This is a genomic window from Bradyrhizobium sp. LB13.1 (assembly GCF_054056815.1).
The window spans coordinates 1,651,517-1,674,166 of record NZ_JBSRYQ010000001.1; the positions used below are offsets into that span (position 1 = coordinate 1,651,517).

22 protein-coding genes and 2 pseudogenes are annotated in these 22,650 nt (G+C 64.2%); 11 read left to right on the plus strand and 13 right to left on the minus strand.

Translation table 11 applies throughout. From position 1 onward, the window contains the following. Nucleotides 1-116 precede the first annotated feature (116 nt). The 3 genes and pseudogenes from ACVWYI_RS07740 to ACVWYI_RS07750 all read left to right on the plus strand — a co-directional run bounded on the left by ACVWYI_RS07740 (nucleotide 117) and on the right by ACVWYI_RS07750 (nucleotide 2,153). Nucleotides 117-824, plus strand: a complete 708-nt coding sequence (locus tag ACVWYI_RS07740; RefSeq protein WP_247343184.1) for a CoA transferase subunit A — start codon at nucleotides 117-119, stop codon at nucleotides 822-824. Nucleotides 825-842: 18 nt separating this feature from the next. Further along, a pseudogene (locus ACVWYI_RS07745) lies at nucleotides 843-1,494 on the plus strand (CoA transferase subunit B). Between the two features lie 23 nt (nucleotides 1,495-1,517). Further along, a complete protein-coding gene (locus ACVWYI_RS07750) occupies nucleotides 1,518-2,153 on the plus strand; it encodes a GNAT family N-acetyltransferase (RefSeq protein WP_247343191.1) in 636 nt (211 codons plus the stop codon). 13 nt (nucleotides 2,154-2,166) lie between these two features. Here ACVWYI_RS07750 and ACVWYI_RS07755 read toward each other — a convergent pair whose 3' ends face one another. Continuing rightward, nucleotides 2,167-3,183: an AraC family transcriptional regulator gene (locus tag ACVWYI_RS07755; protein ID WP_247343194.1), complete on the minus strand. Its 1,017-nt coding sequence runs from the start codon at nucleotides 3,181-3,183 to the stop codon at nucleotides 2,167-2,169. A gap of 200 nt (nucleotides 3,184-3,383) precedes the next feature. Here ACVWYI_RS07755 and ACVWYI_RS07760 point away from each other — a divergent pair, with 200 nt between their 5' ends. Both ACVWYI_RS07760 and ACVWYI_RS07765 read left to right on the plus strand, forming a co-directional pair. Continuing rightward, complete coding sequence (locus tag ACVWYI_RS07760; RefSeq protein ID WP_247343196.1) at nucleotides 3,384-4,004, plus strand: response regulator transcription factor; 621 nt, start codon at nucleotides 3,384-3,386, stop codon at nucleotides 4,002-4,004. 179 nt (nucleotides 4,005-4,183) lie between these two features. Next, nucleotides 4,184-5,866, plus strand: a complete 1,683-nt coding sequence (locus tag ACVWYI_RS07765; protein WP_247343199.1) for a mucoidy inhibitor MuiA family protein — start codon at nucleotides 4,184-4,186, stop codon at nucleotides 5,864-5,866. A 252-nt stretch (nucleotides 5,867-6,118) separates the two neighbouring features. Here the strand turns inward: ACVWYI_RS07765 and ACVWYI_RS07770 are convergent, their stop codons facing one another. The 4 genes from ACVWYI_RS07770 to ACVWYI_RS07785 all read right to left on the minus strand — a co-directional run bounded on the left by ACVWYI_RS07770 (nucleotide 6,119) and on the right by ACVWYI_RS07785 (nucleotide 10,580). Next, complete coding sequence (locus ACVWYI_RS07770; protein ID WP_456661626.1) at nucleotides 6,119-7,018, minus strand: carbohydrate ABC transporter permease; 900 nt, start codon at nucleotides 7,016-7,018, stop codon at nucleotides 6,119-6,121. Then, nucleotides 7,011-7,967, minus strand: coding sequence for a carbohydrate ABC transporter permease (locus ACVWYI_RS07775; protein WP_247343201.1), 957 nt, complete (start codon nucleotides 7,965-7,967; stop codon nucleotides 7,011-7,013). The genes ACVWYI_RS07770 and ACVWYI_RS07775 overlap by 8 nt, the downstream gene beginning before the upstream one ends. 139 nt (nucleotides 7,968-8,106) lie before the next feature. Then, nucleotides 8,107-9,450 (minus strand): ABC transporter substrate-binding protein, encoded by a 1,344-nt coding sequence (locus ACVWYI_RS07780; RefSeq protein WP_247343205.1) that lies wholly within the window; start codon nucleotides 9,448-9,450, stop codon nucleotides 8,107-8,109. 86 nt (nucleotides 9,451-9,536) lie between these two features. Further along, nucleotides 9,537-10,580 carry a C-terminal binding protein gene (locus ACVWYI_RS07785; protein WP_354044981.1) on the minus strand — a complete coding sequence of 348 codons (1,044 nt, stop codon included), beginning with the start codon at nucleotides 10,578-10,580 and terminating at the stop codon, nucleotides 9,537-9,539. A gap of 251 nt (nucleotides 10,581-10,831) precedes the next feature. Here ACVWYI_RS07785 and ACVWYI_RS07790 point away from each other — a divergent pair, with 251 nt between their 5' ends. After that, nucleotides 10,832-12,517, plus strand: a complete 1,686-nt coding sequence (locus ACVWYI_RS07790) for a methyl-accepting chemotaxis protein (protein WP_247343211.1) — start codon at nucleotides 10,832-10,834, stop codon at nucleotides 12,515-12,517. Between the two features lie 142 nt (nucleotides 12,518-12,659). On the opposite strand, the pseudogene ACVWYI_RS07795 reads toward ACVWYI_RS07790, so the two are convergent. Both ACVWYI_RS07795 and ACVWYI_RS07800 read right to left on the minus strand, forming a co-directional pair. Beyond that, a pseudogene (locus ACVWYI_RS07795) lies at nucleotides 12,660-13,635 on the minus strand (Bug family tripartite tricarboxylate transporter substrate binding protein). Nucleotides 13,636-13,733: 98 nt separating this feature from the next. Further along, nucleotides 13,734-14,669 (minus strand): DMT family transporter, encoded by a 936-nt coding sequence (locus ACVWYI_RS07800; RefSeq protein ID WP_247343218.1) that lies wholly within the window; start codon nucleotides 14,667-14,669, stop codon nucleotides 13,734-13,736. Nucleotides 14,670-14,774: 105 nt separating this feature from the next. On the opposite strand from ACVWYI_RS07800, the gene ACVWYI_RS07805 reads away from it, so the two are divergent. Next, entirely contained in the window at nucleotides 14,775-15,164 is a 390-nt protein-coding gene (locus ACVWYI_RS07805) for a DUF1330 domain-containing protein (protein WP_456661627.1), read from the plus strand. Between the two features lie 13 nt (nucleotides 15,165-15,177). Here the strand turns inward: ACVWYI_RS07805 and ACVWYI_RS07810 are convergent, their stop codons facing one another. Continuing rightward, entirely contained in the window at nucleotides 15,178-16,110 is a 933-nt protein-coding gene (locus ACVWYI_RS07810; RefSeq protein ID WP_456661628.1) for a DMT family transporter, read from the minus strand. Between the two features lie 426 nt (nucleotides 16,111-16,536). On the opposite strand from ACVWYI_RS07810, the gene ACVWYI_RS07815 reads away from it, so the two are divergent. Continuing rightward, on the plus strand, nucleotides 16,537-17,829 hold the full coding sequence (locus ACVWYI_RS07815) for an adenylosuccinate synthase (protein WP_247343225.1): 1,293 nt from the start codon (nucleotides 16,537-16,539) through the stop codon (nucleotides 17,827-17,829). A 36-nt stretch (nucleotides 17,830-17,865) separates the two neighbouring features. Continuing rightward, nucleotides 17,866-19,485 carry a hypothetical protein gene (locus ACVWYI_RS07820; RefSeq protein ID WP_247343228.1) on the plus strand — a complete coding sequence of 540 codons (1,620 nt, stop codon included), beginning with the start codon at nucleotides 17,866-17,868 and terminating at the stop codon, nucleotides 19,483-19,485. 81 nt (nucleotides 19,486-19,566) lie between these two features. On the opposite strand, the gene ACVWYI_RS07825 is transcribed toward ACVWYI_RS07820, so the two are convergent. The 3 genes from ACVWYI_RS07825 to ACVWYI_RS07835 form a co-directional block, all read right to left on the minus strand. Next, a complete protein-coding gene (locus tag ACVWYI_RS07825) occupies nucleotides 19,567-19,842 on the minus strand; it encodes a hypothetical protein (RefSeq protein WP_247343230.1) in 276 nt (91 codons plus the stop codon). A 260-nt stretch (nucleotides 19,843-20,102) separates the two neighbouring features. Then, nucleotides 20,103-20,333 carry a hypothetical protein gene (locus ACVWYI_RS07830; RefSeq protein WP_247343232.1) on the minus strand — a complete coding sequence of 77 codons (231 nt, stop codon included), beginning with the start codon at nucleotides 20,331-20,333 and terminating at the stop codon, nucleotides 20,103-20,105. Between the two features lie 37 nt (nucleotides 20,334-20,370). Continuing rightward, entirely contained in the window at nucleotides 20,371-20,616 is a 246-nt protein-coding gene (locus tag ACVWYI_RS07835) for a hypothetical protein (RefSeq protein ID WP_247343234.1), read from the minus strand. Between the two features lie 143 nt (nucleotides 20,617-20,759). On the opposite strand from ACVWYI_RS07835, the gene ACVWYI_RS07840 reads away from it, so the two are divergent. Both ACVWYI_RS07840 and ACVWYI_RS07845 read left to right on the plus strand, forming a co-directional pair. Continuing rightward, nucleotides 20,760-21,185: a DUF5413 family protein gene (locus tag ACVWYI_RS07840; protein ID WP_247343236.1), complete on the plus strand. Its 426-nt coding sequence runs from the start codon at nucleotides 20,760-20,762 to the stop codon at nucleotides 21,183-21,185. A 62-nt stretch (nucleotides 21,186-21,247) separates the two neighbouring features. Continuing rightward, entirely contained in the window at nucleotides 21,248-21,805 is a 558-nt protein-coding gene (locus ACVWYI_RS07845; protein ID WP_247343238.1) for a DUF4112 domain-containing protein, read from the plus strand. Nucleotides 21,806-21,903: 98 nt separating this feature from the next. Here ACVWYI_RS07845 and ACVWYI_RS07850 read toward each other — a convergent pair whose 3' ends face one another. Both ACVWYI_RS07850 and ACVWYI_RS07855 read right to left on the minus strand, forming a co-directional pair. Beyond that, on the minus strand, nucleotides 21,904-22,197 hold the full coding sequence (locus ACVWYI_RS07850) for a hypothetical protein (RefSeq protein ID WP_247343240.1): 294 nt from the start codon (nucleotides 22,195-22,197) through the stop codon (nucleotides 21,904-21,906). A 213-nt stretch (nucleotides 22,198-22,410) separates the two neighbouring features. Continuing rightward, a complete protein-coding gene (locus ACVWYI_RS07855) occupies nucleotides 22,411-22,575 on the minus strand; it encodes a DUF3309 family protein (protein WP_211394774.1) in 165 nt (54 codons plus the stop codon). Between the last annotated feature and the right edge of the window lie 75 nt (nucleotides 22,576-22,650).

Here is a 22,650-nt window from a genome sequence, read left to right on the forward strand (position 1 = left end):
CAGGCTACCGGGCGGAGAACCCCGTATCATTGACGGCTTCGGACGATTTCGCCTAATAATCGCCGCCAATAAGGCGCGACGCCTGCAAGCCGAAGGTTCACTCGAAGGTTATTTGCATGAACAAGGTCTATCCCGACGCCAGGTCGGCTCTCGAGGGCGTTCTGAAAGACGGCATGATGATCATGTCGGGCGGCTTCGGCCTCTGCGGCATTGCCGAGACGCTGTCGGACGCGATCCGCGAGTCCGGCGTCAAGGACCTGACGGTCGTCTCCAACAATGCTGGCGTCGACGGCATCGGGCTTAGCCGCCTGCTCGAAACCAGGCAGATCAAGAAGATGATCTCGTCCTATGTCGGCGAGAACAAGCTGTTCGCCCAGCAATTCCTCGCTGGTGAGCTGGAACTCGAATTCAACCCGCAGGGCACGCTGGCCGAGCGCATCCGCGCGGGCGGCGCCGGCATTCCGGCCTTCTACACCAAAACCGGCGTCGGCACGCTGATCGCCGAGGGCAAGGAAGTGAAGGAATTCGACGGACAGAAGTACCTGATGGAGCGCGGCTTGTTCGCCGACCTCGCCATCGTCCACGCCTGGAAGGGCGACACCGCCGGCAACCTCATCTACCGCAAAACCGCGCGCAACTTTAACCCGATGATGGCAACCGCCGCCAAAGTCACGGTGGCCGAGGTCGAGCATCTGGTTCCGGCCGGCGAACTCAATCCCGACCACATCCACACGCCCGGTCTTTTCGTAAAGCGCATCGTCGAGGTCGGAACGGCCAAGAAGCGCATCGAATTCCGCAACACCCGCCCGCGCACCGCCGCTTAAGCGTATCAGGAGATACACATGGCCTGGACCCGTGAACAGATGGCTGCGCGCGCCGCGAAGGAATTGCGTGACGGCTATTACGTCAATCTCGGCATCGGCATCCCCGACGCTGGTCTCGAACTACATCCCTGATGGCGTCGATGTCAGCCTGCAGAGCGAGAACGGCATGCTCGGCATGGGACCGTTCCCGTACGAGGGCGAAGAGGACGCCGATCTCATCAACGCCGGCAAGCAGACCGTGAGCGAGCTGCCCTCGACCTCGTATTTCTCGAGCGCTGACTCTTTCGGCATGATCCGCGGCGGCCACATGGACCTGTCGATCCTCGGCGCAATGCAGGTGGCCCAGAACGGCGATCTCGCCAACTGGATGATCCCCGGCAAGATGGTCAAGGGCATGGGCGGCGCGATGGATCTCGTCGCCGGCGTCAAGCGCGTCGTCGTGGTGATGGAGCATTCGGCCAAGGACGGCTCGAAGCTTCTGAAGCAGTGTAATCTGCCGCTGACCGGCGAGCGCGTGGTCGACATGGTGGTGACTGACCTGGCCGTCTTCACCATCGACAAGCATGGCAACGGCGGCATGGCGTTGATCGAGCTCGCCGACGGCGTCTCGCTCGACGAGGTCAAGGCCAAGACCGAAGCCGAATTCCGCGTCGCGCTGAAGAACACGTAAGATCTTGGCAAAAGGGGGCGCGCATGACGATAAGGTCTGCGCGTCCTGAAGACGCCGATTTTATCGCACAAACCATCCTGTCATCGCAGCGCGGCTACCGGCCGCGCGGCTGGTTCGACGTTGCGCTCGGCTGGCCTGAAACACAGTGCCGCGATTTCATCGCCCGCGTCGCAACCGCCCGCGCGGTGTCGATGTGGCACGTGTCGCAATTTCTGGTCGCCGAGATCGACGGGCGGCCGGGCGCCGCGCTCTGCGCCGTGCCTGCGGCAGGCACGGGACCCGCGGCGTGGCGTGCGATCGAGGAGGTCGGTGCTGCGACCGGGCTCCCCGCTTCGGACCTGGACGCCATCCGCCAACGCGGCGCCTACACGCACGCCTGCTGGGTTCAGGGCGGCGAGGGCGATTGGATGATCGAGTATGTCGCGACCGATCCCGCCTATCGCGGCCGCGGCCTGGTGCAGGCGTTGATCGCGCATGCGCTGGAGAAGGGCCGTGCGGCTGGATTTGCCCGGGCGACAATTTCGTTCCTGATCGGCAACGAGGCCGCCGAGCGCGCCTACGCCAAGGCCGGATTTGTCTTTGCGGAAGAGAAGCGCGATCCCGCCTTCGAGGCGATCATCGGCGCGCCGGGCTTTCGCATGTTCGTGCGGACGATGTGATCGGCCTTGAAATTCAGGCTGCGGCCGCCGCCGGTGGCCGCACGCCCTTGCGCCACGCGGTGATGGTGCAGCCGAAGTGGTCGCGGAACCAGCGCGCCATCGCGCTTTGCGCGGAGAAGCCGAGTTGCGCGGCGATGTCAGCCAGCGGCCGGCCGGGGTCGTCGATCAGCTGGACCGCGAGATCGGCGCGCTGCGCGTCGTGAATGGCCGAGAAACTGGTGCCGGCTTCGGCAAGGTGGCGGTGGATGGTGCGGCGGGTGCAGGCGAGGTGCTCGGCCACGCGCTCGACCGTGCAGTCGCCGCTGGCGAGCAGGAGACGCACGACCTCGTCGACCTTTTCCTCCCAGCTTGCCGGCCGCGTTTCGATCGCCTCGATCCGCTTGCGCAGATAGCTCGCGATCAGCGGATGCGCGCTCGGGATCCGGCGCTCCATATCGTGTGCCGACAACAGGATCGAATCGTCCTCTGCATTGAAAGTCACACGGCAGCCGTAGAACTCGCGGTAGCGTTTGCGGTCGCGCGGTGGCGGATAATGCAGGTGCACTTCCTGCGGCCGCCAATCGCTTCCGAACAATGACTGGACGATGCGGTGAACGCTGCCGAGCGCCATGTCGATCGACTGGCGCGGCGCGGTCGGTTGCCGGCCGCGCAGATGCAGCGTGACGGTCACGGTCTGCTTGTTGCGGGTGACGTCGAGCTTCATGCCGTCGTGATGGATGGGGATGAAGCGGGAGAAGGCTTCGATGGCCTCGCCGACGGTCGCCTGTTCGCGCACGATCAGGCCGACCGCGCCGAAATTGGTCAGCCCGCCGCGCTCGGCGAGCCGCAAGCCGAAATCTTCGGCCCCGGAAGCTTCTGCCGACAATTCGAGCAGGCGGCGGAGACCGGTGACGGCAATGGGCGTGTCGGGCTTTTCGAGGCAGGCCAGCGGCAGCCTGACCTTGCGCATCATCTGTTTGGGGTCGAGCCCGACCGACCGGGCGACCTCCGGGTAATAGCTCAAGCCTGCGCTGCGAATGAGGTCGGTCATGCGACCCGTTCCAGTCAGCCATTCCCGCAGATGTCCCGAAATGTAAAGTTTCTGTCCCGATCCGTCAAATCCGGAAACAGGGTGGAACATACATAAGTGAAACCGAAGCACTGGCGCGGATGCCGTGCTCACGACGCGGGGCGCTATGAGGCCCTCGGCCGTCTCGGATCATTTGAGCAAGACATTATTGGATCGGGATCATGCCGGGAAACATGCTTTCCAAGGGTGAGGTATTCGTCATCGACACCGACGCCGCCTCCCGAGAACAACTTTCCACCGCGCTCCAACACAGCGCCTATGACGTGATCTGCTTCGCCGACGGTGCGTCTCTGCTGTCGGAAGCCAAGGCGCGGATGCCGGCTTGCGTGCTGCTGGAAATGCCACCCGATCGCTCCGGCCTGGACGTGCTCAAGCGCCTGCGTGAGGAAAACTGCATGGCGCCGGTGCTGGTGACTGCGGCTAATGGCAGCATCGCCATGGCGGTTGACGCCATCAAGAGCGGCGCGGCCGATTTTATCGAAAAACCGTTCCGCACCCACGATATCGTCGACCGGATCGATGCCGCCATCGACGAATTCGCACAGCCCGGCTCTCACCGACAGCGCTGGCTGCCCGGCTGCGAACCCCTGGCCGGCCGTGAAGGCGACGTGCTCGAACATCTCGCCGCCGGCCTCACCAACAAGGAGATCGCCCGACGCATGCATTTGAGCGCACGGACGGTCGAGGGCTATCGCGCCGGCATCCTGAAAAAGGCCGGAGCCAAGAACGTCACCGATCTGCTCCGCCGCATCTTCGGCCAGGGTTCGCCCACCCAAGTCTAAAGTCTCAAGTCAAAAGCTTCGCCGCGGGACGGCACGTTCCGCGGCCTTGGTGCCGCCGCGGCCGCGCCCCACGGAAACCCCAATCGAACCAGTTCCTTCCCTGCCGCGTCTCATCACATGGCGCGGCATCTTTTCGCGCGTCCGGCTGCGGCGCGGCGATATCGGCAGGGAGGAAATTTATGCGCATCATCGCAAAATATCTGGCGACGACGAGTCTGGTGCTGGTGACCAGTGCGGCCGCGTTGCCGTCATGGGCCGCAGACGTCGACGCCACATCGGCGATCGACACCGTCACCGTCTATCCCGATGGCGCCACCGTCACCCGTATCATCGCGCTGGACGTTGCCTCCGGCGACAGCACGCTGGTCGCCAAGGATTTTCCGCTCTCGCTCGATCCGTCCTCCCTCCGCGTCGAAGGCGAGGCGGGCGCAAAACTCACCATCGGCACGATCGATGCGCGGCCGCCGCGTGCGGCGCCGCCGGTCAACCTGTCCGAACTCGACAAGCGCATCGAAACGCTCAAGGACGAGCGCTCCGATTTGCAAGGAGCAATCGATGCGGCGGTTGCGCGGCGCAAATTCGCGCAGCGGTTTGCCGAAGCGTCCCCCGCCGGGCTCGGTGAAAAGGGCGAAGCGCGCCCGATCACCGAATGGCGGGCGGCGTTTGGCGCGGTCGGTGAGGAGATCGCGACCGCCGACACCGCGATCCGAGATGCCACGCGGAAACAGCGCGAGATCGATCGCCAGATCGCGCAACTCGAAGCCGAGCGCTCGGCCAAACCGCCGAGCAAGCTCGAGGTGCGCATTGACGTCGCCTCGGCGGCCGCGACCAAGGCAACGCTGCGTGTGACCTATGCCGTGCGCAACGCGCGCTGGCTGCCGCTCTACGACGCCCGGCTCGATACCGGCGCCAAGGACCGCAAGCCGCAACTCGAACTGGTCCGCCGCGCCGAGGTCACGCAATCGACCGGCGAGGATTGGTCGAACGTGACGCTTGGCGTCTCCACGGTTCGCCTCGGTCGTGGCGGCAGCGCGCCGGAGCTGAACTCGCTGGTCGCGCAGTATTTGCAAGTGCCGAAGCCGCGCGCGTTGGGTTCAGTCTCCGATACGGCAATGCCTGCGGCGGCACCGATGCAGCGAAAGGTGGAAGCCCCCGCCTACGCTGGCAGATCCAGGGAAGATCTTGCGGAACGCGCCGAAGAACAGCAGGCCGTTGCCGAAATCGGCGATTTCCAGGCCACCTTCAGGATTCCCGGCCGCGTCAGCCTCGGCGCCGCCGAGGGCGCCAAGAGCCTGCGCGTCGCTTCGATGAACGTGCCCGCCGATCTCATGGTGCGCGCGGCACCGGTGATGGACCCGACCGCCTTCCTCGAAGCGAGCTTCAAGCAGACTGATGACGCGACACTGCTGCCGGGCAAGGTCGCGATCTATCGCGACGGCGTCTTCGTCGGCCGCGGCAAGCTCTCGGCCTCCGCCAAAGACGACATCGTGCGGCTCGGCTTCGGCGCCGACGACAAGATCAAGGTCGAGCGCGCCGTGCTCAAGCGCAACGAAGGTTCGGCCGGTCTCCTGGTGACAACGTCGAAGACCGACGAGCGCGCATTCAAAACCACCGTCCGCAACGGCCACGACTTCCCGATCAGGGTTGCGATCGAGGATCAGCTGCCGGTCAGCGAGAACGAGGACATCGTGGTGGAGATGCTGCCGGCGACCACGCCGCCGACCGCAAGCAATATCCGCGACCGGCGCGGCGTGCTGGAATGGTCGTTCGACGCCAAACCCGCCGAGGTCAAGGACATCAACTTCGTCTGGCGCATCCGCTGGCCAAAGGACAAGAGCATGGTGATCGTGCCGGCTGGCTAGAGTCCGGCCACTGGCGGCGCCGCGCGCATCGACAGGTCACGTCCAGCCGGTTCGGTTTCGAGAGAGCCGAGCCCTGCTTCGCCTTCAGGAAATCCGCGACGTCGAGCAGCATGAACTCGTCGTCGTCGGCCTTGTTGGGATCGCGGCTGGACGAGAACGGCAGATTGTTATGCGTCTCCTGTTAGCGGATGCCGTCTTATGCAGATCGCGTGTTGCAGTTTTGTGAAACCGGGCCCAACGCCGCCGCCGCGGTTACTCCTTCACCGCGCCGGTCAGTGACGACACGTAATAATCCACGAACAGCGAGTAGAAGATCGCGACCGGCAGCGAGCCGAGCAGCGATCCCGCCATCAACGCCCCCCACTGGTAGACGTCGCCGGTGACGAGTTCGGTCAGGATCGCGACCGGCACGGTCTTGTTGGCGCCGCTCTGGATGAAGGCGAGCGCGTAGATGAACTCGTTCCAGGACAGCGTGAAGGAGAAGATGCCGGCCGAGATCAGGCCGGGTACCGCCAGTGGCAGCGTGATCCGGCGCAGGATCTGCAGCCGCGTGGCGCCGTCCACCAGCGCGCATTCCTCGAGCTCGTAGGGGATCGACTTGAAATAGCCGATCAGCAGCCAGGTGCAGAACGGCACCAGAAAGGTCGGATAGACCAGGATCAGGGCAAGCGGGCTGTCGAACAGGCCGAACTGCACGACCACGGTTGCGAGAGGAATGAACAGGATCGACGGCGGCACGAGATAGGCGAGATAGATGCCGAGACCGACATAGGCGCTGCCGCGGAAGCGCAGGCGTTCGATTGCATAGGCGGCAAGCGTGCTCGCGATCAGCGACAGCGTGGTCGAGCCGATCGCGACCAGCATTGTCGTCCACAGCCAGCGTGGATAGGCGGTGTCGAACAAGAGATGCTTGATATGGGCAAGCGTCGGCGAGGAGATCCAGAACGGATTGTGCTCCTTGTAGTTCATCAGTTCGGCGTTCGGCTTGAACGACGTGATCGCCATCCAGTAGAACGGAAACAGCAGGATCAGCACGAAGCAGCCGAGCGGCAGGTAGATCATCATCAGCCGCCGCAGCCCGGAATCCCAGGCCATGGTGTCGGGCGCGGCCTTCGCGTCGGCGGTGGCCGGTTGAGCGACAATATCAGTCATTGTTCTCTCCCTGCTGCCATTTGCGGCGCGCCAGGCCGAAATATGAGAACAGCGTCGCGAACACCAGGAACGGGATCATCGACACCGCGATCGCCGCACCTTCACCGAGTTCGCCGCCGGCAATGCCGCGCTGGAAGGCCAGCGTTGCCAGCAAATGGGTCGAGTTGCCGGGGCCGCCACGGGTGATGGCATAGACGAGCTGGAAGTCGGTGAAGGTGAAGATGATGGAGAAAGTCATGACGATGGCGAGGATCGGCATCATCATCGGGAAGGTGATATAGCGGAAGCGCTGCCAGGCGGTGGCGCCATCGAGCATCGCCGCTTCGTAGAGCGAGGGCGAGATGGTCTGCAGGCCCGCCAGCAGCGAGATCGCGACGAAGGGGATGCCGCGCCAGATGTTGGCGGCGATCAACGAGAATCGCGCCGGCCAGGGCGAGCCGAGGAAGTCGATATTGGTCGTGCGCCAATGCAGCACGTCGACCAGGAGGTAGGAGATGATCGAGAACTGCGGATCGTAGATCCACCAGAACGCCAGCGCCGAGAGCACCGTCGGCACGATCCAGGGCATCAGGATGATCGCACGCAACAGGCTCTTGAGCGGAAAATGGTTGTTGAGCAGCAGCGCGAGCCAGAAGCCGAGCGCGAACTTCCCGAACGTCGCGATCGCCGTGTACACCACGCTGTAGAACACCGCGTTCCACCACAGGGAATCGGTGAGCAGATACTGGAAGTTCTCCAGGCCGACGTAGACGCCTTTTCTGCCGATCGTTGTGTCGGTGAAGGCGAGCCAGATGCCGAGGCCCAGCGGATATGTCAGGAACACCGCGAGCAGCCCGATCGCGGGTGCGAGGCACATCACGATCAGGAACGGCTTGTAGTCGAACAGGCGTACCAGCCAGGATGGCTGCCGCTGTGCGAGTACGGGGGAGGAGAGGGTGGTCACGGACATCGGTCAGGCGTCCTGTTCTAGGCTGTCACCACATCCGTCATTGCGAGCGAAGCGAAGCAATCCAGTCTGTCTGCGCAGTTACAGTCTGGATTGCTTAGTCGCTTCGCTCTCGCAATGACGGTCGCTTTATCGTCGGGCGTTATTTCTGGCGGCGGAAGTACCGCTTGCTGCGCTGCTCGGCTTCCGCGGCCGCGGCTTCCGGCGTGGCAGCGCCGGTCGCAACGGACGCGAACATCTGAATCAGCACGTAGTCGGCGCTGACGGCACCGGTCGCCGTCGAGATCGGGCCCGCGTAGCCGTCATAATAGGTGCTGTTCATTGTGTCCTTGAACAGCTTCACCTTGGGATCCTGCGCCCACACGCTGGCCTCGCCATAGGCGGCGAGCGGCTGGGACCAGTAGCCGGAGTTGGCGTTGAGCCAAGGCTCGTACTGGTCCTTTTCCAGCATGTATTGCAGGAAGGCCTTTGCGGCGTTGGGGTACTGGCTGTGCTTGAACACCATGGCGTTCAGGGTCAGGCCCGCCATCGGAGAGACCTTGGCCAAGCCCTTTGGCAGCAACTGATGCTCGCTGTCGTCGGCGATCGCCTTGGTCGCGGGATCGTTCTTCAGCGAGAAATACAGCGAGACGCCGTTGGCGGTCAGCGCGATCTCCTGCGCGGCGTAGGCGCGGTTGTTGCTGACGTCGTTCCATGACGTCGTGCCGGCGATGAAGGTCGGGTAGAGCTGCTTGACCCAGTTCAGTGCGGCGATCGTCTCCTTGCTGTTGATGACCACGTTGCCCTCTTCGTCGAGCAGGGCCGCGTTGTGCGACCACAGCGCCCAGCTCGCGAAGCCGTTGCCGTCGCCCTTGGCATTGCCGAGCGCGAAGCCTGCCGGCTTGCCGGCCTTCTGGAGCTTCCGGCACAGGTCGAGGATCCCGGCATGGTCTTCCGGCACCTTGTCGAAGCCCACCGATTGCAGGATCGATTTGCGGTAGATCAGGGGCCCCGCGGTGGCGCCAAACGGCAGCCCGATCCAGGTGGGGCTCTTGTTCTTCTTGCCGTAGCGCTGCGCTAGCGGCAGCCAGCCGCCGTAGCGCTTGCCGAGATAGTCGGCGACGTCGGTCAGCTCGACCAGCTTGTCGACATAGATGTGCGGTGCGTCGGAGAAGCCGATGATGATGTCGGGACCGGCGCCGGAATTCGAGGTCACCGCAGTCTGCTGGTTGATGTCTTCCCAGCCGACGAAATCGACCTTGACCTCGACACCCGTCTCCTTGGTGAATTTTGCCGCATTGGCGCGGAACACGTCTTCGTCGGCCTGGACGAAGCGTACCGGTCGCAGCATGCGCAGGGTTGCGCCTTTCTCGATCGGCAGTTTCGGTGCGGGGACGTCGGCGGCCTTGATCGCGGATTGGGCGTTCGCCGGAGCACCGGTTGCGGCGATCGCGGCAGCGGACAGGCCCAGCGCCAAGGCATCACGACGTGTGATGTCGTTCCTCATCGATTTCTCCCTATATGTTTCCCTTCCCGGCGTTGATCGCCGGTGAAGGGTCTTTTCGGTTTCCGGCGCGCCTGGCGGCCGGCCGCCTAGCTGTTCGGACCGCGGTCCATGCTGACAGGCTGCCAGCGGCGGAGCGCGGTGTCTTGCAGCACCGACGGATTGACGCAGCTTACCGGCCACATGCCCTGAAGCACCAGTGACAATTCGTAGCCCACCCGGCGCTTGCGCGCCTCGTCGAACCGTGCCGAGGCCGAGGCGACATGGGCGGTCAGGGTCACGTTCTCCATGCCGAGCAGCGGATTGTTGTGCGAGGGCGGTTCCTTCTCCAGCACGTCGAGGCCGGCATGGGCGATCCAGCCCTCCTGGAGCGCCTTGATCAGGCTCTCCTCGTCCACGGTGGCGCCGCGGCCGGTGTTGATGAAGATCGAGCCCTTCTTCATCTGCCGGAAGTGCTTCTCGGTGAGCATGTGGTGCACCTCCGGCCGGGCGGGGGCGTGCATCGAGACGAAATCGGATTGTGACAACACCTCGTTCAGCGTTGCCGGGATCACGCCGTGGTCGGACATCAGCGTTTCCTGGATGAACGGATCGTAGGCTATCATACGCAGGCCGAACGGCGCCGCGCGCTTCGCAACCGCACGCGCGACGCGGCCGAACGAGACGAAGCCGAGCGTCTGGCCCATCAGCCGCGGAATCTTCGACAGCGCCGGCCGGCCCTCGGCCCAGCGGCCGCTGCGCACCATCCGGTCCTGCTCGACCAGCCGGCGGAAGCCGGCGAGCAGCAGCATCATGGCATGGTCGGCGACCTCCTCGATGAAGGTGTCGGGGATGTTGGTGACGGGAATGCCGCGCGCCGTCGCGGCCTTGATGTCGACGCTGTCGACGCCGACGGAGCCGAGCGTGATGACCTTGCAGGTCTCCAGCGCGTCGATGATGGTCTTGGTGATCGGGATGCCCTTGGCGTAGATGGCGTCGGCGGTCTTCGCGGCGGCGATGAACCCGGCCTCGTCGGCAGGAGCTTCGACGATCTCGGCATCGATCGGATCGAGCGCCTCGCGCTCGTAGGAATAATCGCTGCTCGCGACGGTGAAGCTCGCGCCCTTCGGCGTCACCACCCTGTATTTCGGCATGTCCTGCTCCCGATTTGGTTTCTTGTTGGGACCCGGCCTTCGCGCGGGCCTTCGCGCCTTTTACGCGAAATCGGGCAGGTCGCGTACAATTCCCAGTTGTCGTTGAGGTGATTTATACGACCGGTTCGACGCCTTCTCCGGGCTTCTACGGGGCGTCCCGTAACAGGTTGCTAAGGGGTCCCCACTAAAACTTGATTTAATTTCGACCGACTCACTCGCGCGTCCTTATCCCTTTGTTGCCGGAGCCTCCCGTGAAATTGAGCAATCTGAAGATCGCCCCCAAGCTCGGCATTCTTGTCGGCGTCACCTTGTTTGGCCTGTGTATTTCCGGGGTTCTTGCCGGCTATCTGATGAAGCGCGAGATGGTGAATGCGCGCATCGACCAGGCCAAGGCCATCGTCGAGATGGGTCGCAACTATGCGATTACGCTGAAGAAGCGCATCGACGCCGGCGAGCTGACGAAGGACGCCGCGATGACGGAGCTTCGGCGCTATGGCAACGCGATGACCTACGACAAGGGCGCCGGTTATCTGTTCGGCACCTCCTATGATGGCATCACGCAGCTCGCGCCCGATCCCAAGCAGATCGGTATCGATCGCATGGACGTCGAAACCAACGGCCGCAAGCTGAACCGCGAATTGATGGCAGGCGTGAAGGCCAACGGCGACACGATGCTGTATTATGAATATGTGAAGCCCGGTCAGGACACGCTGATCCGCAAGATCGGCTATGCGATGGCAGTCCCCGGTCTCGACATGTTCATCGGCACGGGCGCCTATCTCGACGATATCGACGCCAAGATGGGCCCGGTCTACTGGCTGCTTGGCTTCGCCATGCTCGGCATCATGATCGTCGCCGGCAGCGTTGCCTGGCTGATCGGCCGCAGCATCAGCCGTCCGCTCGCGCTGCTCGGTACCCGCATGAAGGATCTCGCCGACGGCAAGCTCGAGGGCGACATCCCCGGTGTCGGCCGCAGCGATGAGGTCGGCGCGATGGCTTCGACCGTCCAGATATTCAAGGACAACGCCGTTCGCATTCGCGGTCTGGAAAGGACCGAAGCGGATGCCAAGGATCGCTCCGCGGCGGAACGTCGCAGTACGATGGAGGGCATTGCCAGCGACTTCGAACGCAGCGTCAACGGCATCGTCCGCTCGGTCTCCTCGGCCGCGACAGGCATGCAAGCCACGGCGCAGTCGATGACCGCGACCGCCAGCGACGCCTCTACGCGTGCGGCGACTGTCGGCGCGGCCTCACAGAGAGCGTCGGGCAATGTCGGCACGGTTGCTGCGGCCGCGGAAGAGCTGTCGAGCTCGGTTGCGGAAATCTCCCGCCAGGTGACGCGCTCGACCGAGGTGGCGAGCCGCGCCGTCAACGACGCCGAGCGCACCAACGCCACGGTGCAGGGGCTCTCCACCGGCGCCGAGAAGATCGGCGAGGTGGTCAAGCTGATCCACTCGATCGCCGCGCAGACCAATTTGCTCGCTCTCAACGCCACCATCGAGGCGGCCCGTGCCGGTGAATCCGGTCGCGGCTTCGCCGTCGTCGCCTCCGAGGTTAAGGCGCTTGCCAACCAGACCGCCAAGGCGACCGAGGAAATCTCCGCCCAGGTCGCGGCGATGCAGACCTCGACCAGCGATGCGGTCGCAGCCATCGGCGGTATCACTCAGACCATCGCCGAGATGAGCGAGATCACCGCGGGCATTTCCGCGTCGATCGAGCAGCAGGGCGAGGCCACCCGCGAGATCGCCCGCAACATCCAGTCGGTCGCGGCCGGCTCGAGCGAGATCAACACCCATATTGGCGGCGTCACCTCAGCCGCGGAAGCGACCGGTACGGCAGCCACCGACGTGCTCACCAATGCCCGCGAGCTGGATAACCAGTCCGGCGCACTGCGCAGCGCCGTCGACGGCTTCCTGGCCAAGGTGCGCGCAGCGTAAGACAGATTCTCGTGCCCCGGACGCAGCGCAGCGCTTCTTCAGCGGTGCGTTGCAGAGCCGGGGCCCATGCCTGTCGCATTCTGGGTCCCGGCTCTGCGTCGCACCGCTTCGCGCAGCGCCGTGTCCGGGACACGAGACCGTCCTACTGCTTCTCGATCCCCGCTTCCCGGATCAGCTTCTCCCACAACACCAGCTGTTCGTTCACGAACGTGCCAAGCTGCTCCGGCGTGCCCGAAAATGCGTCCATGCCGAGGGTGGCGAGCTGGGCCTTGATCTCCGGCTTCTCGACGATCTTCCGGATCTCGGCGTTGAGCCGCGTCACGATGTCCTTGGGCAGACCGGCGGGACCGAAATAGCCCTGCCACGACGAGATGTCGAAGTCCGGCACGCCGGCCTCCTGCATCGAGGGCAGGGTCGGCACCAGCGATGAGCGGTCCTTGGTCGTGACAGCGAGCGCACGTAGCGCGTTGCCCTGGACGTGGGGCAGGCCAGTCAGGATATCCAAACATCATCGAGACGCGGCCGCCCATGACGTCGTTGAGCGCCGGCGGCGAGCTCTTGTAGGGCACGTGCAGGAGGTCGAGCCCGGCATTGTGCGCAAAGGTCGCGCCTGACACGATCGCCGAGGACGAGCCCGAGGCGTAGCTCAGCTTGCCGGGATTGGCCTTGCCGTAGGCGACCAGCTCGCCGACGGTCTTGGCCGGCACCTCCGGGTGGATCACCAGCATGAAGGGCAGGTCGCCGGTGCGCGCGATCGGGGTGAAGTCCTTGACCGGATCGTAGGTCAGGCTTTTGAGCAGATAGGGATTGGCCGAATGCGTGGTGTTGGTGGTCACCAGCAGCGTGTAGCCGTCGGGGGCGGCGCGCGCGACATAGGTCGCGGCGATCATGCCGTTGGCGCCCGCCTTGTTCTCGATGACGATGCCGACGCCGAGCGCCTGCGACAAATGCTGCGAGATCAGCCGCGTCGTGGTGTCGGTGCCGCTGCCGGCCGCAAACGGCAGCACCAGCGTGATGTTGCGGCTCGGATAATTGTCGGCCTGCGCAGCGGCTGCGGCGGCGAGACAAAGAGCGGCGATGCCGACGGCACGCAGGTTTCGGATCAACGCTGAAAGCATGTCTGGTCGTTCCCTCTTTTTTCGTTGGCGGGGAACCTAGCGTCTCCTCGTTGAAATCGGAAGGCGCGAGTTTGTCGCCTTGTCTCCGCACCGCGGAATTACTTCACCGCAGAGCCCTGGCGCGAGGCGATCACGACGCCGGCGAGCACCAGCAGGTAGCCGATCAAATGGAAAGGCTGGAGTTTTTCGCCGAGCAGCAGGATCGCCATCGCTGAGCCGAACACCGGCACCAGATGGAAGAACGGCGCGGCGCGATTCGGGCCGATCAGCGCCACGCCGCGGTTGAAGAAGAGATAGGCCAGCGTCGAGGGAAAGATCAGGATGTAACCCAGCGTCGCCAGCGTCACCGTGTCGAATTGCATGACATGGCCGCTCCAGGCCTCCCAGATCGCGGTCGGCAGCAGCATCGTCGCGCCGCAGCAGGTGGTGAAGGAGAGAAACGAGAGCTGGTGGATCTTCGGTCGCCGCGGAATGAAGGCGGAGTAGATCCCGAACGCTACCAGCGAGGAGGCGAACATGATGTCACCCCGGTTGAAGCTGATGCTTGCGAGCGCCGCGAAATCGCCGTGCAGGATGATGACGAGCACGCCGAGCAGCGAGATCGCGATGCCGGCGAGCTGCGCACCCGTCAGCCGGACGCCGAACAGCACCAGCGACCATAGCGCCACGAACAGCGGTCCGGCCGACTGGATCAGCAGCGCGTTCAGCGCTTCCGTGTATTGCATCGCCCAGTACGAAATCGCGTTGTTGAAGGCAAAGCCCACCAGCGACAGGAACAGCATCAGCGGCAGGCTTTTGCGCAAATTCGGCCAATCGCGCTTCAGATGCGGCCAGGCGAACGGCAACAGGATCAGGAACACGCCGAACCAGCGGATCGTGGTCACCGTCAGCGGCGGCACATGCGCGCCGACATGGCGCGCGAGCACGATGTTGCCGGCCCAGAACAGTGAGCTCAGGCTGAGCAGCAGATAAGGCTGGTTGTTGAGCCAACTGGCCGGATTGGGGGGCTTTGGCGCGGGCGAAGCGATCGTCATTGGTGTTGGATACAAGCTTGCGCCGGATTTGCGTCGTGACACAAGTCACGTCGCCGCAATGCTACAATGCAGGCATGACCAGAGGAGGCGGCATTGGCGGTTAATATGTTGAACATCGACGGCCTGGGGCGGCTCGATCAGGATGCCCCGGTGGTGATGCTGAATCTGATGCGCTTCCACGAGCGTTCGCGCGACGGCGACGGATCCGGCTGGGACGCCTACTTGCGCTACAGCGCCGTCACAGTGCCCATGATCAAGGCGTGCGGCGGCACGCTGCTCTGGACCGGCGACGCCAAGGCGGTCGCGCTCGGCGCGCAGCGGGGCAACGATTGGGATTTCGCGGCGCTGGTCTATTATCCCACCGTCGCGGCTTTCCTCGCCATGATGACGTCAGAAGCCTATGAGACGGAGGCCGACCCGCATCGCGTCAACGGCTGCGCGGAGCACGTCATCATTGCGACGAGCGAGGCGTACAGCAAGTTCAAGATCGGCTGACGTTGGGCGTCAGTTATGTCGTCTGCTTCCGCGACGCCACGAACACGCCGGCCAGGACCAGCGCAAAACCGATGAAGTGGAACGCCCGCGGGTTTTCGCCGAGGAACGCCATCGCCATGATCGAGCCGAACACCGGCACGACATGGAAGAACGGTGCGGCGCGGTTGGCGCCGATCAGGCGGACACCACGGTTGAAGCAGAGATAGGCGAGCGTCGACGGGAACACCGCGACATAGAACAGGGTCAGGAGGTTTGGTCCGTCGAGCTTCATCACGGGACGTGCGGACAGCTCCCAGATCTCCAGCGGAATGAGACAGGCCGCACCGCAGCCGAAAGTGAAGGCGAGGAACGACAGGCCGTGCATCGGCGGCCGCTTCAGTGTCAGCACCGAATACAGCGCGAAGATGATTAGCGCGACGATGAAGATGAGGTCGCCCTTGTTGAAATCGATGTTCGACAGCGTGGTGAAATCGCCCTGCAGCAGGATGATCAGCACGCCGCACATCGAGAGCAGCACGCCAAAAGCCTGCGCCGCGGTGAGCCTGATACCGAGGATGGCCAGCGACCACAGCGCCACGACCAGCGGTGCGGCCGATTGCAACAGGAGAGTATTGAGCGCCTGCGTATGCTCCAGCGCCCAATATTGCAGAGTGTTGAAGGCGCCGATGCCCGTGATCGAGAGCGTGACCATCAGGCCGAGCTTGCCGCGGATCGCGGGCCAGTCCTGCGCCAGATGTTTCCAGGCGAACGGCAGCACCAGCAGGAAGGCGAAGAACCAGCGCAGGAAGGACAGCGTGACCGGCGGGATGTGGCCGGCGGCGAGCCGCCCGACGATGGCATTGCCGGCCCAGCACAGCGCGGTGATGCTGAGCAGCAGGTAAGGCTGGTTGGCGATCCAGCCGTGACCGGATGTTTCCGCGCTTGTGGTCTGGCCGGTGGCGGACATTGTGATTGTTATGGCCCCGCGTCATGCGCCGAAGCCTTCCGGCCCGGCGTTGTCCGGGCCGGCGCGTGGCCCGGCTCCTCTCAAAGACACGGAAATCGAGGCTGCATCAACGGGGGGCGGATGCATCGCGACCATGCAGCGGCAGATGCGGCGCCTTACGCTTTGGTCGAAGCTATCGCACGGCCTCGGAATATTTCTGGATTTTCAGGGGATATCAAAGGCTTGGGATGGGCCTCGGGCCTCGAAAAAGCCCCGTTCTTGCTTGCCTAGAGAGGCTGCTTCCTTTATCCGGTTGGGCTGCCTCGCGTGCGAACGGCCTCTGGTCGGGAATCAGGCTGGGCGCAGGCATGGTCCCGGAAAAGTGGGTACCGGTTTTCCGTTTGGATCATGCCGCTTACAGAGAAATCTTCGAAGGATTACCCGCGAATGGCCAATGTAGTCGTCGTCGGCGCCCAATGGGGCGACGAGGGAAAGGGCAAGATCGTCGACTGGTTGTCGGAGCAGGCGGACATCGTGGTCCGCTTCCAGGGCGGCCATAACGCCGGCCATACGCTGGTAATCAACGGCGAGACCTACAAGCTGGCGCTGCTGCCGTCCGGCGTGCTGCGGCCGTCGAAACTCGCCGTCATCGGCAATGGCGTGGTGTTCGATCCGCAGGCTTTCCTCGACGAAGTTGCAAAACTGAAGGGACAGGGCGTCGCCATCAGCCCGGACAACCTGCGCATCGCGGAGAACGTCACACTGATCCTGCCGTTGCATCGCGAGCTCGACGCCCTGCGCGAATCCTCCAACGCCGCGACCGCGATCGGCACCACCCGTCGCGGCATCGGGCCGGCTTACGAAGACAAGGTCGGCCGCCGTGCCATCCGCTTGATGGACCTCGCCGATCTCGACACGCTCCCGCACAAGATCGACCGGCTGCTTGCTCACCACAATGCATTACGCCGCGGCCTCAATCTGCCGGAGTTCGATGGCAAGGCCATCCAGGACGAATTGACCGCGTTCGCGCCGCAGCTGCTGCCCTATGCCGAGACGGTGTGGCGGCTGCTCGACATCAAGCGGCGCGAGGGCAAACGCATCCTGTTCGAGGGTGCGCAGGGCGCGCTGCTCGACGTCGACCACGGCACCTATCCCTATGTGACGTCGTCCAACACGGTGGCGGCGCAAGCGGCGACCGGCACCGGCATGGGCCCGGGCGCGGTCGGCTATGTGCTCGGCATCTGCAAAGCCTACACGACGCGCGTCGGCCAGGGTCCGTTCCCGACCGAACTCAACAACGAGATCGGCGAGGAGATCGGTCGCCGCGGCAAGGAATTCGGCGTCAACACCGGCCGCAAGCGCCGCTGCGGCTGGTTCGATGCCGTCTTGGTCCGGCAGACTGTCCGCACCTGCGGCATCACCGGTCTGGCGCTGACGAAACTCGACATTCTCGACGGCTTCGATTCGATCGACGTCTGCACCGGCTACATGCTGGACGGCAAGGAAATCGACCATCTGCCGGCGGGCGAAGGCGCCCAGGCCCGGGTCGAGCCGATCTACGAGACCATCGAAGGCTGGAAGGAGCCGACCGCAAACGGCCGTTCCTGGGCCGACCTGCCGGCCCAGGCCATCAAATATGTCCGCCGGATCGAGGAATTGGTGGGGTGCCCCGTCGCGCTGCTTTCCACCAGCCCCGAACGCGAGGATACTATTCTGGTGCAAAATCCGTTTGAGGCTTAACGATATCTTACCGGGACGTGCGCTAGTTGAGTTGAAATGGCTGATTACTATCCGCTGATCGCCCGCGCTATTGCAGCCCTGGACCCCAACGCTCCCGGCGAGAGCCGTCGCGCGCTCTACGAGCGGGCGCGCACGGCGCTGATCGCGCAGCTCCGCAGCGTGCAGCCGCCGCTCTCCGAATCCGAGATCACCCGCGAACGGCTGTCCCTGGAAGAGGCCGTCCGCAAGGTCGAATCGGAAGCTGCCCAGCGTGCCCGCGAGGCCTCGCGCCCCGGTGGCGGTGCCCGCAGCAGCGGCAGCGGCGATGCCTTCCGCCGCGCCAGCACCCGCGCCACCGAGGGCAACTCGCCCGCGCCCCAAGCCGCTGCCCCGCCGCGCACCCGTCCGGCTCCGCCGCCGCCGCGCGCCGACCGGCCGTCCTTCAACGTCGATGACCAGGGCGACGCCCCGCGTGCGCCGCGGGCTCCGCGTTTCGACGCGCCGCGCCAGTCGGGTCCGTCGGCACCGCCGCCGATGCCGGAGCCGCCTCCACCGGCCGGACGTGATCGCGCCAGTGGGCGCCGTCAGCCGGACGTCGGGCCGCCGTTGCCGCCTGCACCGGGCGTACGCGGCTTCCGTGACATCACGGCCGACGCCAATGATCTCGGCGGCGCCGCCGCGCAGGCCAACCGTGCCGCGCGCCGCACCTACGCCAACGTGCCTTCGCCCTCTCCGGAATTCGACCGACTCGAGCCGAGCCTGGAAAATCGCGCCGCCGGGGAGGCGCCTTATTCCTACGACGAATCGATCGAGGAAGCGGAGCGCTACGCGCCGCAGTCGCAGTCGCCATCGCAGCGTCCGCACATCCCGGTTCTCGACCGCAATACCAAGAAGAAGCGCGCCCGCACCGGCTCCGTTTTTCCGTTCAAGAGCGCAATCGCCGTCGGCATCGTGCTGATCCTGGTCGGTGCCGGCATCCTCTGGGGCAAGCAGCTGGTCCAGACCGCGAGCGGCCTGTTCAAGTCTTCGCCGACGCAGGTGGTGGAGGCGCCGAGGGATTCGTCGCAGCCGCAGAGCAAGCCGAAGATTCCGGATCGCGTCGGCCAGCCTTCAGCCAGCGACCAGCCGGTCGCGCCGGTGGCGCAGAAGGTCGTGCTCTATGACGAGGATCCGTCCGATCCCAAGGGCAAGCAATATGTCGGCTCGGTGGTGTGGCGGCTCGAGCCGATCAAGGCGTCCGGCAACCAGAAGGCCGACGTCGCCGTGCGCGCCGACATCGAGATCCCCGATCGCAAGTTCAAGATGACGATGTCGTTCCGCCGCAACACCGACTCGTCGCTGCCGGCGAGTCACACCGCGGAATTGACCTTCATCCTGCCGCCGGATTTCCCGGGCGGCAGCGTCTCCAACGTGCCCGGCATTTTGATGAAGTCGAACGAGCAAGCCCGCGGCACGCCGCTCGCAGGTCTCGCGGTCAAGGTCACCGACGGCTTCTTCCTGGTCGGCCTCTCCAACGTCGATGCCGACCGCAGCCGCAACGTCCAGCTCCTGAAGGAGCGCTCCTGGTTCGACGTGCCCCTGGTCTACGCCAACCAGCGCCGCGCAATCATCGCCATCGAGAAGGGTGCTCCCGGCGAGCGCGCCTTCAACGACGCCTTCGCGCAGTGGGGCGACTGAGGTCGCGCCTGACTGTCGTTCACCTTTCCCTCCGGAGAGGTGAACCGGGCATTCAACGATCCAACCGAAATTGAACCGGCGCTATTGAGCAGCAGCTTCTCGTTTGCGCGATCCTGTCGCGGCTGCGTGCTCGCGGTCCATCACGGCACGACAGCCGGGGCTGACCTGCGCCTTTTTGTGAACCATGCAGGCCCTGATCCTGGGGATGTCGGGGATTTCACTCGAGCAGAGCCGCATGGCATCGCCGGAGCACATCTGTTGCGCTTCGGACGAGAAGGCGAGGCCGGGCGATGTCTGGAATGCGACGGCGGTGGTGGCGATGGCGAAGAGAGTTGCGATGGTCTGATAGCGTGTCATGCAGAATGCGTCCCCGAGTTCCGTGGGCTTGAGCCACTTGGTTTTTGGGGCGCCGCACGCGGCTTGATCTGCCGCATGTCACAGCCTTCACGCCGGGACCTCAATCCCGCATGTGGTCGCTCGATCTCTCGTGATGTGCGAATCGAAAAGTGCTGCGCCGCCCGAGCCAAGTATGCGCCATTGTCACGCGGCCGCAATGGGACGCAAAAAGGAATTCGCAATTGTTGCGTGCACGTCACGCACAAAAACGGCGCGCGCGATCAGATCAACCGATCGGAGGATACGCGCGCTTGTTCCGCGTCGCCCGCGCCAAGCCCTGCGGCGTGTTCCTCGACGGCGGTGACACCTCTTGCTGTGAGTTCGAACAAATCGCCATCTTTCATCACGTAACCGTCGGCGATCAGCTGTCCCACCTTGCCTTGCCGATCGTCGGCGAAGGCAACGGACTGACTGATGTCCCTGAGGATCGAGAGCTGTTCGTCGCGCAACATGGCTTCACTCTCCGTTCGAGCGGAATGGTTCCGGTCCTTACATGCCGTGGCTCTGAAACACCTTTTTGCAAGAGCGCGACAGCTTGGCTCTGTTGGCCTGCAAGCAGCCTTGTACCGCCGTGTCGTTGCCGAGCTCTTTTCGGCACAGCCGCGAAGCATCGCGCGAGCAGGCCTGCTGTTCCTGCGGGGTGCCGCCATGACCTTGCGCGCGCGCAGGCAGGCTCGACAGGCCGGTCAGGACCGTCAGCGCGATCGTCGTCAGAAAAAACAGTTCGCGGGACATCTGCGGCTCCAAATCTGACAGGTGACTTTCAAGTCCTGTCTGAACTCGTCGCTATGCCGCTTGTTCCCAAGGGCAGAGCCCGCATCCCGCTATTCAAGGTTCCCGCGGCACTGCTATAACAGGGCGAAGGATGGGGGTGGTTGATGAAACGCTATCTGGTGTTTGCGCTGGTTGGCCCGTTCGTGGGCGGGTTCCTGCTGCTGCTGACGACGACTTATCAGTCCGGCTATTGGGCCCAGACCAACCTCGGCGAGGTCGGCAAGCTGTTCGCAGTGTTCTTCAAATCGCTGCAATACAGTTATCTGTTCGGCTTCCTGCCCTCGCTGATGCTCGGCGCGGTCGACGATATTCTGGTCCACGTCCGCCGGATCGGCCCGGTGCTGCGGATGCTGCTGGTCGGCGTGTTCGCTTTCATCCTGGCCTCCCTGACTTACAGTTCGCGTGGGCCGGATTCGGGCGCGGTGCAGTTGATCCTGTACGGCCTCGTCGGGTTCGTGCCGGCGGTGATTTCATCCTGGCTCGTGCATAAATATGTCGAGGAGCCGCTGCCGGCGGCGGCGCGGAGCTGAGCGCACGACCCCTTGATCAGGCCGCAGCAACCTCAGCCGCGCTGGCGCGTTGCCTTGAGATCATGACCATGTCCGATGACGATATTCTTGCTCCACGCCGATCCCGTTCGGGAAGCCGCTCGGGCGCGGCTTCTTCGGGCGCCGAGGGGCGTGGGCCGATCATCGACCAGGACGGTCGCGAGATCCGGCCCGAAACGCTGGAGCAAGGCTTTCGCGAATTTCGCTTCGAATTCGGCAAAGATAATCCATTTGCTGGCAGCCCGTTCGGCAATCTGACGCGCGAGCAGCGGATCGCGCGGATCGAGGCGATCGCAAAGCTGCTCGACGTCGCTTTCGTCCTGCCCGGCACCAATATCCGCTACGGCATCGACGGGCTGATCGGACTGATCCCCATCGTCGGCGACATCATCACGACCGCGATCTCGCTGTGGCTGGTGCGTGAGGCCCGCGCGCTCGGCGCGCCCTGGTACCTCACCGCGCGCATGCTCGGAAATGTCGCCGTCGACGGCGTCGTCGGCATCGTCCCGTTCGCGGGCGACGCCTTCGACGTCATGTTCCGCGCCAATATGCGCAACGTGCGCCTGTTGCGCCGCTGGCTCGACAAGCAGCCGCGCACCTGACACTCCCCAAAACGCAAAAAGCGCGACGACCTTTCGGCCATCGCGCCTTCAGCGCACATCGGAGACTTGCGATAAAGCAGGCTTGCAATAAAGAAAGCTTACGCCGCGTCGGCGTCGGCGTTCTCGACGGGCTCAGGCTTGCGGTGACGGGGCAGCGGGAAGGCTTCGCTCTCGTAAAGCGAGCGGATCCCGTTCTGGTCGAAGCGCGCTTCCTCGACCTGGAGATAGGCGCCGTTCAGCGAATCCGTCGGCAGCTGCTCCATTGCGAACTGCACGGCTTCGGCCGCGGTACCAAACCGCCGATAGGTGAAGCCCGCGCGCTTCTTCTTGCGGATCGCGGCGGGAAAGAGTTCGGCGGAGGTGTTGAAGTTGAACGGACGCAGTGGACGCATGGTCAAAGACCTCGTGATCGCTCTGGGGCTTTAAGCGCGTGGGATTTGGACGGGCGGAGGCCACGATCAGGTGGGCCCGCCGCACATGTCATTTTCGTTCTCTAATATAGGCCGTTTTGACAAAATTGCGACCCCTGCGATGAGAGATGATGAATCCACGCATGGCAGGTCCGCGACTTGGAAAGTCGAAATAATATCAATGGCTTGATTGGTTTATAGCTTACCGAGGAGCAGCAGCACGAGCAGCACCACCAGCACGAGGCCGCCGATCCCCATGCCGGAATGGCCCATCCCGTAGCCGTAGCCACCGAAGCGGCCCGACAGGCCGCCGAGCAGATAAATGATCACCAGGATGATCAGGATGGTCCCAAGCGTCATGGCATCCTCCCTGGCGGCCGCTGAAACACGATGGTTGGCCGCACCGCCAAAGAAGAAAAGCACATCGCGTCCCCC